General features: G+C 59.2%; 11 protein-coding genes. 10 read left to right on the forward strand and 1 reads right to left on the reverse strand.

Annotation, left to right across the window (positions count from 1 at the left end; all coding sequences use genetic code 11):
- Positions 1-28 precede the first annotated feature (28 nt).
- From WI754_RS14515 to lpxB, 9 genes are all read left to right on the forward strand, one after another.
- Positions 29-772 (forward strand): isoprenyl transferase, encoded by a 744-nt coding sequence (locus tag WI754_RS14515; RefSeq protein WP_349434152.1) that lies wholly within the window; start codon positions 29-31, stop codon positions 770-772.
- Complete coding sequence (locus WI754_RS14520; protein ID WP_349434153.1) at positions 772-1605, forward strand: phosphatidate cytidylyltransferase; 834 nt, start codon at positions 772-774, stop codon at positions 1603-1605. The genes WI754_RS14515 and WI754_RS14520 overlap by 1 nt, the downstream gene beginning before the upstream one ends.
- A gap of 30 nt (positions 1606-1635) precedes the next feature.
- The gene (gene rseP / locus WI754_RS14525) at positions 1636-2769 is read left to right on the forward strand and encodes an RIP metalloprotease RseP (RefSeq protein ID WP_349434155.1); all 1134 of its coding nucleotides are present in this window, start codon (positions 1636-1638) and stop codon (positions 2767-2769) included.
- A 250-nt stretch (positions 2770-3019) separates the two neighbouring features.
- Positions 3020-5350, forward strand: a complete 2331-nt coding sequence (gene bamA / locus WI754_RS14530) for an outer membrane protein assembly factor BamA (RefSeq protein WP_349434157.1) — start codon at positions 3020-3022, stop codon at positions 5348-5350.
- Between the two features lie 48 nt (positions 5351-5398).
- Positions 5399-6463, forward strand: a complete 1065-nt coding sequence (gene lpxD, locus WI754_RS14535) for a UDP-3-O-(3-hydroxymyristoyl)glucosamine N-acyltransferase (RefSeq protein WP_349434158.1) — start codon at positions 5399-5401, stop codon at positions 6461-6463.
- On the forward strand, positions 6456-6923 hold the full coding sequence (gene fabZ / locus WI754_RS14540) for a 3-hydroxyacyl-ACP dehydratase FabZ (protein ID WP_018325212.1): 468 nt from the start codon (positions 6456-6458) through the stop codon (positions 6921-6923). Before lpxD ends, fabZ begins: the two co-directional genes overlap by 8 nt.
- A complete protein-coding gene (lpxA, locus tag WI754_RS14545) occupies positions 6920-7738 on the forward strand; it encodes an acyl-ACP--UDP-N-acetylglucosamine O-acyltransferase (protein WP_349437823.1) in 819 nt (272 codons plus the stop codon). The genes fabZ and lpxA overlap by 4 nt, the downstream gene beginning before the upstream one ends.
- Positions 7739-7743: 5 nt before the next feature.
- Positions 7744-8625: an LpxI family protein gene (locus tag WI754_RS14550; protein WP_349434160.1), complete on the forward strand. Its 882-nt coding sequence runs from the start codon at positions 7744-7746 to the stop codon at positions 8623-8625.
- The gene (gene lpxB, locus WI754_RS14555; protein WP_349434161.1) at positions 8622-9806 is read left to right on the forward strand and encodes a lipid-A-disaccharide synthase; all 1185 of its coding nucleotides are present in this window, start codon (positions 8622-8624) and stop codon (positions 9804-9806) included. The genes WI754_RS14550 and lpxB overlap by 4 nt, the downstream gene beginning before the upstream one ends.
- 30 nt (positions 9807-9836) lie before the next feature.
- On the opposite strand, the gene gltA is transcribed toward lpxB, so the two are convergent.
- Positions 9837-11126 carry a citrate synthase gene (gene gltA, locus WI754_RS14560; RefSeq protein ID WP_349434162.1) on the reverse strand — a complete coding sequence of 430 codons (1290 nt, stop codon included), beginning with the start codon at positions 11124-11126 and terminating at the stop codon, positions 9837-9839.
- 330 nt (positions 11127-11456) lie between these two features.
- On the opposite strand from gltA, the gene WI754_RS14565 reads away from it, so the two are divergent.
- Positions 11457-11621, forward strand: a complete 165-nt coding sequence (locus WI754_RS14565; protein ID WP_349434163.1) for a hypothetical protein — start codon at positions 11457-11459, stop codon at positions 11619-11621.
- Positions 11622-12054 lie beyond the last annotated feature (433 nt).

Consider the following 12054-nt stretch of genomic DNA (forward strand, 5'->3'; position numbering starts at 1 on the left):
TTCGAGTCTCTGTTTTTTCGGGCCACTGATGTCAAACCCATTGATTAGAAATGTTCCCACCCACGTTGCCATCATCATGGATGGCAACGGGCGTTGGGCCAATTCGCGTGGGCTTCCGCGCACGATGGGGCATCGCAAGGGTGTCGAAGCCGTCCGCGAGGCGGTCCGGACCGCCGGCGAGGTGGGCATCCGTTATCTGACGCTGTTTGCATTCTCGTCCGAAAACTGGAGCCGGCCTGAGGCCGAAGTCTCCGACCTGATGGGATTGCTGAAGGCCTTCATCCGGCGCGACCTGGCGGATCTGCACAGGCAGAATGTTCGTATCCGGGTGATCGGCGACAAGACCAATCTTCGCGGCGATATTCTTCCCTTGCTGATCGAGGCCGAGGATACGACGCGCAGCAATACCGGCATCACGCTCGTCATCGCGTTCAACTACGGTTCGCGCGATGAAATGACCCGCGCCATGCAGGCGCTGGCGATGGATGTCGCGCACGGGCGACTGACGGCCGACCAGATCACGCCGGAACGCATTGCGAGCAAACTCGACACGGCCGGCATCCCGGATCCGGACCTGATCATACGCACCAGCGGCGAAGAGCGGCTGTCGAATTTCCTGCTCTGGCAGGCGGCCTATTCCGAACTTCTGTTCATTCCTGAACTTTGGCCAGATTTCAACCGCGAGGTTTTCCTCGACGCGCTGAGCGCCTATGCCGGAAGGGAACGCCGTTTTGGCGGACTGTCGCAGCCGACGCTGGCAGTTGGCTCCTGATGCAGAAAGAACTGCGGCTGCGCATCATTTCCGGTATCATTCTGGCTGTCGTCACCCTTGGCGCGACCTGGGCCGGTGGAACCGTCTTCCAATTGCTCTCTGTCGCTATCGCGCTCCTCGTCTACTATGAATGGTCGACGATCACCCGTCTTTCCGAGCGCGACTATCAGGGCAACGCGTTCGGCTGGCTTTCGCAGGCCGTTATCGCCGCTCTCATTCTGTTTGATAACGCGCAACTGACTTTGCTGGCTTTGGCAGCATTTGCCGCTGCTGCCGCGATTTGGGTCTCTCTGCGCAGCGGCAGCTGGTGGCTGCCCGGCGGCATCGTCTATTCCGGGCTTACCGGCATCTCGCTCTCGGCGATCCGGGGCGACAGCGATATCGGCCTGGTCGCGATGATCTTCATTTTCGCCGTCGTGTGGGCGACGGATATTCTCGCCTATTTCACCGGTCGGGCGATCGGCGGCCCGAAACTGGCGCCGCGCATTTCGCCCGGAAAGACCTGGTCGGGTGCGATCGGGGGCACAGTTTCCGGCGTGATTGCAGGCGTCGCGGTGTTCCTCAGCCATTTTTCGCTGGACGACGTACGCATTCCTTTGCTGGCGCTGGCGCTGTCCGTCGCCAGTCAGATCGGCGATCTCTTTGAATCCTATATAAAGCGCCGGTTCGGTGCGAAGGATTCGAGCAGGCTCATTCCCGGTCATGGCGGCGTCATGGATCGTGTCGACGGACTTGTTTTTGCCTGTTTTGCCGCGCTTTTATTTGTCTTGGTGCAAGTCATGGCTGCCGGTGGACAAAACGCGCCTATGGGGGCACTTCTGCTGGGGCCGTGAATGGCGCCGCATACCTGATCGAGGGATGACATGGCTTACCTGGCCGATATGCTTCACTTTATTCTCGGCTATATCGTGCCGTTTTTGCTGGTTCTGACGCTGATCGTCTTCGTGCACGAGATGGGCCACTACCTGGCTGGCCGATGGTCCGGTATCCGCATCCTCGCCTTCTCCGTCGGTTTCGGCCCGGAACTGCTCGGTTATACCGACAAACACGGGACACGCTGGAAGGTTTGTGCCATTCCGCTCGGCGGCTACGTCAAGTTCTTCGGCGACGAGGATGCTGCGAGCGTTCCGGACTACGGTCGCCTCGAGCAATATTCCGCCGACGACCGTGGTCGCACTTTCCTTGGCGCAAAGCTGTGGAAACGTGCTGTTACCGTCGCCGCCGGTCCGATCGCCAACTTCATCCTGGCCGTCGCGATCTTCGCCGTACTTTTTTCCATCTACGGCAAGCCCGTGGCGGATCCGGTCGTCGCCGAAGTCAAGGAAAACAGCGCAGCTGCCCAGGCCGGCGTGCTGCCGGGCGACCTGCTCGTTTCCATCGACGGCACGCCCGTGACAACCTTCGACGACGTGCGCCGCTATGTCAGTGTTCGCCCGGAAACACCGATCACCATTCAGATCAAGCGCAAGGGCGAATTGCTGGATCTGCCGATGGTGCCACAGCGCACCGAGATCACCGATCAGTTCGGCAACAAGATGGAACTGGGTATCATCGGTATCCTGACGAACCAGGAAACCGGCAATTTCCGCCTGCAGACCTTTGGCCCAATGGAGGCCGTCGGGCAGGGCGTCATTGAAAGTTGGCACATCGTCACCGGCACGTTCAATTATCTGGCCAATCTCGTTACCGGCCGGATGAAGGCCGACCAGCTCGGCGGGCCGATCCGGGTTGCCCAGGCCTCAGGCCAGATGGCGACCATCGGCGTTGCCGCCGTCCTGCAACTGGCAGCGGTACTTTCAGTTTCCATTGGACTTCTCAATCTTATGCCCGTTCCCGTACTTGATGGAGGGCATTTGATGTTTTATGCGGTGGAAGCAGTCCGCGGAAAACCTGTGGGACCGGGGACACAGGAGATCGCTTTCCGTATCGGTTTTGCCATGGTTTTGATGCTGATGGTCTTCGCCACATGGAACGACATAAGCTCGCTTCTGGGCTAGGGATTTTGGGTATGCACCGGTGGTGCGGGCCATTCGGGAGCCGGTCGACCCTATTGTGAATTCAAGGGGTTGATCGAAAGGAATTGTTTACGATAAAGCAACTTCGTAGTGGCCGTTAGGACACGGTTTCAATTGAAGTAAACAGAAATTAACGAGCTCCCTTGCTTGTATGAGAAAAGCGGTTAAAACGGCAACCGTGACCGGAGTCGGTACGAGTTCGCTGCGGGGCATTGGGAAGAAGGTAAGATTTATGAAAGCTGGTTCAAGATTTTTGAACGCGGTGTCGGCGGTTGCGCTGTCTACTGGGATTGTCGCATCGGGGACTGGCATTGTAACGCTTGCAAGTGCATCTGTAGCAGAAGCCGCAACGATCAGCCGCGTGGAAGTCCGTGGCGCCACCCGAGTAAGCCCGGAAACTGTCCGCGCCAACATCACTATCGTCCCCGGCAAGAGCTTCAGCAATGCTGATATCGATTCTTCCGTGAAGCGCCTCTATTCAACCGGCTATTTCTCCGACGTCAGCATCAATGTTTCCGGCGGTACGCTTGTCGTTACCGTGAGCGAAAATCAGCTCGTCAATCAGGTCGTTTTCAACGGCAACCGCAAGATCAAGGACGAGAAGCTGCAGGGCGTCGTTCGCACGCGTTCGCTCGGCCCCTACAGTGAGGCGACGGCGGAATCCGATATTCAGGCCATCAAGGATGCCTATGCAGCCATGGGCCGTAACGACGTGACGGTGACGACGCAGGTCGTTCCGATCGCGGAAGGTCGCGTCAATCTCGCCTTCGTCATCAATGAAGGTGATCGCACGAAGATCACGCAGATCAACTTTGTCGGCAATAATGCCTACAGCGATGGCCGTCTTCAGGCGGTGATCGCCACCAAGGAATCGGGCATCTTTTCCTTCCTGAACCGCAAGGATGTCTACAACGCCGACAAGCTGCGTGCGGACGAAGAGCTGCTGCGCCAGTTCTACTACAATCGCGGCTATGCGGATTTCCGGATCATTTCCTCGGATGCGGTCCTGGATGAAACCAGCAACGAATACACCGTGACGATCACAGTCGAAGAGGGTGAGCGCTACGATTTTGGACCGGTCAACGTTGAATCGACCGTCGAAGGCGTGAATGCCGAAGAATTGAAGGGTCTCGTGCAGACCTCCGAAGGCTCGATCTATAAGGCCAAGGACGTTCAGGAAAGCATTTCCGCGATCTCCAAGCGTGTTGCGGCCCAGGGTTATCCGTTCGCTCGCGTAACCCCGCGCGGTAACCGCGATTTCGGCAACCGGACGATTGCTGTCGACTATCTCGTCGATCAGGGCGAGCGCGCCTATATTGAGCGCATCGAAATCCGTGGTAACACCCGCACGCGCGACTATGTCATCCGTCGCGAATTCGACATGAGCGAGGGTGATGCGTTCAACCAGGAGATGATTGCGACGGCCAAGCGCCGCCTTGAAGCTCTCGGTTACTTCTCCGCCGTCAACGTCAGCACGCAGCCGGGCAGCGCGGGCGACCGCGTCGTGATTGTCGTTGATGTGCAGGACCAGTCGACCGGCTCGTTCGGTATCGGCGCGGGCTATGCGGCCGGCAGCGGCGGCGGCTTCCTTGTCGAAGCCTCGATTGAGGAGAAAAACTTCCTCGGCCGCGGCCAGTACATCCGCTTGGCGGCCGGTCGTGGTGAAGACAGCCGGACCTACAATGTTTCGTTCACGGAGCCTTATTTCCTCGGCTATCGTCTGGCCGCTGGCTTCGATGTCTTCAAGAACGAAAACGACTATGATGAAGACAACTACAGCTATGAGGACCAGGGCTTCAGTCTGCGCGTAACCGCGCCGATCACTGAAAGGCTGTCGACAACGCTGCGCTACAACTATACGCAGATGGATTATCACGGCGACACGGATGATCTTTCGAGCCCGTATGATCGCGCCGTCAATGGTTCTCCGTGGGACCGTTCTTCGGTCTCGCAGGCTCTGACATACAATTCGCTCGACGATGCACAGCAGGCACACGAAGGCATCCTGGCTACAGCGACGCAGGAATATGCCGGTCTCGGTGGAACGTCTGACTTCTACAAGCTGACCGGTAAATTCAAGTGGTACTACACGGTGAATGACGATGCGGATATCATCGCGTCGCTCGCGGGTAGTGCCGGCCATGTGTTCAACACCGGTGGCAAGATGGAAGTGTTCGACCAGTTCCAGTTGGGCAGCAACGATATCCGCGGCTTCGAGCGTAATGGCGTTGGCCCGCGCGCGGAAAATGGCGATGCCATCGGCGGCACGACCTATTTCACGGCTTCCGCCGAGGCGACATTCCCGTTGCCATTCGTTTCACGCGACGCAGGTTTCCGCGGTGCCGTGTTCGCCGATGCCGGTACGCTTTACGGTAACGATGTGGACGTGACCGCGGCCGACGGGGTTCGCGGTACCGGGAGTTCGCTCCGGGCGTCTGTCGGTCTCGGTCTGCTCTGGGCATCGCCCTTCGGTCCGCTGCGCGTCGATTATGCGTTCCCGATCGCCAAGGAAGATTTCGACAGGGTTCAGAACCTCAAGTTCGGTATCTCGTCCTCCTTCTGATCCTTGCAGTCCAGAACTGCCTGCCAAAACTGTTCTGGAGTGTTGGCCATGGAATATAATTGGTTCTTCCCGCCGCATGAGGGGGTTCGCCTGAGCGATCTGGCGGACCAGATCGGTGCGACGCTTGAAGATAAGAGTTCAGCCGACCGGCTCGTCCGGTCGGTGGCGCCGGTCTACCGCGCAAAGGAGGGCGACATATGCTATATGTTGTCCCGCAAGAGCCGCGATGAGCTGGAAACCTGTCAGGCGACCGCTATTGTTTGCGACAAGACCATCGCGCCGCTCGTTCCTCCGCATATCCCTGTTCTGTTGACCGCGCATCCGCACACGGCCTTCGCCTTGGCGGGGACCTATCTGCATGAGATCGCAATGCGTCCGTCGCGTAACCTTTCGCAAGCCGGAATTTCCTCCGCAGCGATTATCGATCCACAAGCGCGGCTCGAGGCCAATGTCGAAATCGAGCCCATGGCCGTGATCGGCGCCGGCGCCGAAATCGGCGAGGGGACACGGATCGGCGCAGGCGCAGTGATCGGACCTGGCGTTCGCATTGGCCGGGACTGTACCATTTCAGCCGGAGCGAGCATTCTGTGTGCGCTGGTCGGAAACAACGTCATCATCCATCCCGGCGCGCGTATCGGCCAGGATGGTTTTGGCTATGCGCCAGGCCCGAAGGGCGGAATGATCAAGATCGTTCAGATCGGCCGCGTCATTATCCAGGACAATGTAGAGATCGGCGCCAACACGACGATCGATCGCGGCACGATGGACGACACTGTCATCGGCGAAGGCACAAAGATCGATAATCAGGTTCAGATCGGACACAATGTCCGCATCGGCCGGCATTGCGGCATTGTCAGCCAGGTCGGCATCGCCGGCAGTACCGTTGTTGGCGACGGTGTGATGATCGGCGGCGCGGCTGCGGTGAATGGCCATATCAAGATAGGCGACCGGGCGCAGATTGCCGCGATGAGCGGCGTCGCTTCGGATGTTCCGCCCAATGAGCGCTACGGTGGGATACCGGCTCGCCCGATGCGCGACTTCCTTCGCGACATCGCCGAAATCGCGGCACGGGCACATAGCAGACAAAAAAAATCGGGAGGCAACGATGAGTGAAGCAGGAACCACCGTTCTCGGCACGGCCGATATCCGGGAAATCTTGAAGCTGCTTCCCCACCGCTATCCGTTCCTGCTTGTTGACCGGATCATTGAGATCGACGGCGACAATTCTGCGATCGGTATCAAGAACGTGACGGCTAACGAGCCACACTTCACGGGCCATTTCCCCGAACAGCCGATCATGCCCGGTGTTCTGCTCATCGAAGGCATGGCTCAGACGGCCGGCGCGATTTGCGCCCGCAAGACCGGTGACGGCAGCAATCTGGTTTATTTCATGACCATCGACAATGCCCGCTTCCGCAAACCGGTCGTGCCGGGCGATCGCGTCGAGTTCCATGTCGTCAAGCAGAAGCAGCGCGGTAATATCTGGAAATTTCATTGTGATGCAAAAGTTGACGGGCAACTTGTCGCGGAAGCTGATATCGGCGCGATGATTATCAGCAAGGAAGACGCCTGAACATGATTGCAGCCACTGCGAAGATCCACCCGCTCTCGGTTGTCGAAGACGGAGCGGTGATCGGCGACAACGTCGTTGTCGGGCCTTTCTGCCATCTCGGCCCAAAAGTCGTACTCGCAGACAACGTCGAACTGATCAGCCACGTGGTCGTACTTGGGCGCACGACGGTCGGCAAGGGATCGAAGATTTTTCCGTCCGCTGTGATCGGCGGCGATTCGCAGAGCGTACACCACAGCGCCGTCGATACGACCCTGACGATCGGTGAAAACTGCACGATCCGTGAAGGCGTGACGATGAATACCGGCACCGTCGAGCATGGCGGCGCGACGATCATTGGCAACAACAACCTCTTCCTTGCCTATGCGCATGTCGCGCATGACTGCCACCTCGGTAACAACATCATCCTATCCAACAACGTCATGCTGGCGGGACATGTGACGGTCGAGGACCGCGCCATTCTCGGCGGCGGTTCGGCAGTCCACCAGTTCACCCGCATCGGACGGCAAGCCTTCATCGGCGGTCTCTCTGCGGTCAGCTACGATGTCATCCCCTACGGCATGCTGAACGGAAACCCGGGTATCCTGAGCGGCCTCAACGTGGTTGGCATGGCGCGGGCTGGTTTCGAAAAATCGGCGATCCACGAGGTTCGCCGCGCCTATAAACAGATTTTCGAAGGACCAGAATCCATTCGCGCCAATGCCGCTGCCATCCGCGCGGACTACGTCGACTGCGTACCGGCCATGGAAATTCTCGATTTCATCGCGGCCGAAAGTGATCGTGCCTTGTCTTCGCCGAGCCGGGGTAAAAAAGGCTGAGCGTGATGTCCATCGACAGCCAGCCGGAAACGCATGGAAGGCTGGCTATCATCGCCGGCGGCGGCATGCTGCCCCACCACGTGGCTGAAGCGGCGCGGGCGAGAGGCGAAAATCCCTACATCATTGCACTCAGCAACGAAACCGGGCTGGATTGGTCGGATTTCGACCATCAGTCCCTTGGTATCGGCAATTTCAAGGCGATCAGCGCGGTCTTCCGCGATGAGGGGATCGATCGCGTCGTGCTGTCCGGCGCCGTTCGTCGCCGCCCGGAATGGCGTGACATCAAGCCGACATTGAAGACGCTCACCAAGGTGCCGGGCGTGCTGAAGACGCTGCTGTCCGGTGGCGACGATGCGGTCTTGAAAATGGCCATCGAATTGATCGAGGCAAGCGGCGCCCGCGTCATCGGCGTGCAGGACATCATTCCCGAGTTGCTGGCGGAAACCGGGCCGCTTGGCGCGATCGAACCGGATCAGGACGACTGGAAGGATATTGAAATTGCCGCCGCCGCCGCGGTCGCCCTCGGCAAGCTTGATGTTGGGCAGGGCGCGGTCGCCGTTGGCGGGCGTGTCGTTGCGCTTGAGGGGCCAGAGGGAACGGACGCTATGCTCGCCCGGGTCGCGACACTCAGGACGGAGGGGCGAATCTCGGCCCGCCGACGCGGCGTGCTGGTCAAGCTATGCAAGCCGCAGCAGGATCTGCGCGCTGATCTGCCCTCGATCGGCGCATCGACGATCGAGGGCGCCCGGGCTGCGGGACTTGCCGGTATTGCCGTCGAGGCGGGGCGCGCGCTCGTCCTTGAGCGGTCGGAGATGATTTCGCAGGCGAATGACGTCGGCATCTTCGTCACCGGAATCGATCGCGCGTTCCTGCGAGGCTTGCGATGAGCACAGGCGGTCTCAAACTTGCTGTCATTGCCGGCGAAGTCTCCGGTGACCTGCTTGGGGCCGATCTCGTCAAAGCGCTGCGCCCGATAGTCGGCGGCGATCTGTCTGTCATCGGCGTCGGCGGTGAGGGGCTGGAGGCGGAAGGCCTCAAATCGCTGTTCGACTATTCCGAACTTTCCATCATGGGCATTTCGCAAGTGCTGGCGAGGCTGCCGAAGCTTATCCTGCGCATCCGCCAGACGGCACAGGCGATCATTGCCGCCAAGCCCGATATCCTCGTGATTATCGACAGCCCGGATTTCACGCACCGCGTCGCGAAAATTGCCCGCAAGTCTTTACCGGACCTGCCGATTGTCAATTACGTCTGCCCCAGCGTCTGGGCATGGAAGCCGGAGCGGGCCATCAAAATGCGACCTTATGTCGATCATGTGCTTGCCGTGCTGCCCTTCGAGCCGGAGGTCATGCAGCGTCTGGAGGGGCCGCCGACGACCTATGTAGGGCACAGACTGGCAAGCGATGCGAATGTACTCGCTGTCCGGGAGCGACAGGCAGAAAAGCGCAACGCAAGGGCTGATACCGCGCCAGCCACCTGCCTTTTGCTGCCGGGATCGCGCGCGAGTGAGATCACCCGTTTGCTGCCCGATTTCGGCGAGACGGCGAAAGAGCTGCGCAGCCGTCATCCGCACATGCGGTTCCTGCTTCCGACTGTTCCGAGACAGGAAGGCCTGGTGCGGCAGATCACGGCGTCGTGGGCCATCAAGCCGGAAATCACGGTCGGACCTGCGGCGAAGTGGCAGGCTTTCGCTGAGGCTGACGCTGCAATCGCCGCCTCCGGCACCGTCATTCTCGAACTGGCGCTGGCGGGCATACCGGTGATTTCAGCCTACAAGGCTGACTGGATCATTCGCCTGATGCACAAGCGCATCAAGATATGGACGGCCGCCATTCCCAATCTCGTGGCGGACTACCCGGTCGTTCCGGAATATCTGAACGAAGCCATCCGGCCCGGTGCATTGGCGCGCTGGATGGAGCGCCTGACCACCGCTACGCCGGAGCGCGAGGCCATGCTGGCCGGCTTCCGCACCGTCTGGCAGCGTATGGCGACAGAAAAACCTCCCGGCCATACTGCCGCCCGTATCGTTCTTGACCTACTCAACAAAAAAAGGCCCGGCCATCTCTGACCGGGCTTTTCCGTTTTGTTGTTCCGCTGCTTAGCGCTTGGAAACCGGGATGTAGTCGCGTTCCGGTTCGCCGATGTAAAGCTGGCGCGGCCGGCCGATGCGCTGTTCCGGGTCCTCGATCATCTCGTTCCACTGGGCGATCCAGCCGACTGTGCGGGCAAGCGCGAACAGCACGGTGAACATGGTCGTTGGGAAGCCCAGCGCCTTCAGCGTGATGCCGGAGTAGAAGTCGATGTTCGGATAGAGCTTCTTCTCGATGAAGTAGCTGTCCGTCAGAGCGATGCGCTCGAGCTCCATTGCCACTTCCAGCAGCGGATCATCCTTGTGGCCGAGCTCGGCCAGGACTTCATGCGTCGTCTTCTGCATGATCTTGGCGCGCGGGTCGTAGTTCTTGTAGACGCGGTGACCGAAGCCCATCAGGCGGAACGGATCGTTCTTGTCCTTGGCGCGAGCGACATATTCCGGAATGCGGTCGACCGAGCCGATTTCCGACAGCATGTTGAGCGCTGCTTCGTTGGCGCCGCCGTGGGCGGGGCCCCAGAGGCAGGCAATGCCGGCCGCGATGCAGGCGAACGGGTTGGCGCCAGACGAGCCGGCGAGGCGAACCGTCGAGGTCGAGGCGTTCTGCTCGTGGTCGGCATGCAGGATGAAGATACGGTCCATGGCGCGCGAAAGCACCGGATTGACGACATAGTCTTCGCACGGCACGGCAAAGCACATGCGCAGGAAGTTCGACGCATAATCGAGGTCGTTCTTCGGGTAAACGAAGGGCTGGCCGATATGGTATTTATAGGCCATCGCCGCGAGTGTCGGCATCTTGGCGATCATGCGCAGGCTGGCGACCATGCGCTGATGCGGGTCGGTGATGTCGGTCGAGTCGTGATAGAACGCCGAAAGGGCTCCGACGCAACCGCACATGACGGCCATCGGATGGGCGTCGCGACGGAAGCCGGTGAAGAAGCGCGACATTTGCTCATGCACCATGGTGTGGTGCGTGACGCGATAGTCGAAGTCCTTCTTCTGAGCTGCCGTCGGCAGTTCGCCGTAAAGCAGCAGGTAGCAGACTTCGAGGAAGTCGCCGTGTTCGGCGAGCTGCTCGATCGGATAGCCGCGATGCAGGAGGACGCCCTGATCCCCGTCGATATAGGTGATTTTGGATTCACACGATGCCGTCGAGGTGAAGCCTGGATCATAGGTGAACTGACCGGTCTGCTTGTAGAGCGTGCCGATATCGACCACATCCGGACCTATCGACCCCGATCGCACCGGTAACTCTACCGTTTTGTTGTCGACTGTTACGACTGCGCTTTTTCCTGTCATGGGGATCCTCCGTTTGCAGCAAATTGGCACACAATTATGCCGCAGATATTAACGCCGACCATGTGCTACCCCATTTACACACGGCTGCCAAGTTGAACGAAAGGCAAATTGTGCGATGCAAAAATAGGCATATGGCGACGCAATAATTGCATGTTCCGGCCCTATGTCCAATGAGATAATGGACCGGAAAAATAACCGCTCGCTCGATCGACAAGGCAATGCTCATTTTTTAGGCGAAAATCGCATTGGTTGCATTTTACCTATTGCGGTTGCAGAATGAGATTGGGTTGGCGCGGATGGGATAGCATCCATGGGTGAAGGACAGGGGGCATGGCGGCATGGCGCACGCGTTTTCGCGGCGCCCAGGCCGACGCGCTCGAAACCAAGCTGCAAGTTCCTGAATCTATTGAAGAACAACCGAAAAACGGCGGTCGGGCGCGCTACATCGCCTTTCCCTTGGCTGTACGCCGGGTTTTCGCGGGCAAAATGGCGTGACGCATTTCGGCGCGCGGTGGAGGAAGAGCAGGCTTTTGGTCATGCCGTCCTGTTTGCGCCCGTGTTTCTTGGCTTGGGCTCGCTTGCGTGGTTTTCCTTTGCTCAAACGGCCCGGCATTGTCAAAACTGCACTGCTGATGTGCATTTTTGGCATGGCGGCTTTCCTGTTGCGGCAGGACCTTTGATTGGCGAACGGGTCAATTCGACGCCCCTTGAATACCGGAAATAGCGCCGTCGCGAAGGCGCCTGGTGCAATCAAAGACCACTCGATCAGTGAGTCGATGTTTATTCTTGATGAAAAAACTCCACAAATCCTTGCGTTTCCGCCATAGTGTGTCGTATGAAGCCGCAATCGACGAGGCGCGCCGTCTTCGTCAGCTTTCGTTTGAAGGATCGCGTTCCCTCCACCTCTTCTCCCTGGGGATGGCAGGGC

The organism is Pararhizobium sp. A13 (assembly GCF_040126305.1).
In the GTDB taxonomy this organism is placed as follows: domain Bacteria; phylum Pseudomonadota; class Alphaproteobacteria; order Rhizobiales; family Rhizobiaceae; genus Pararhizobium.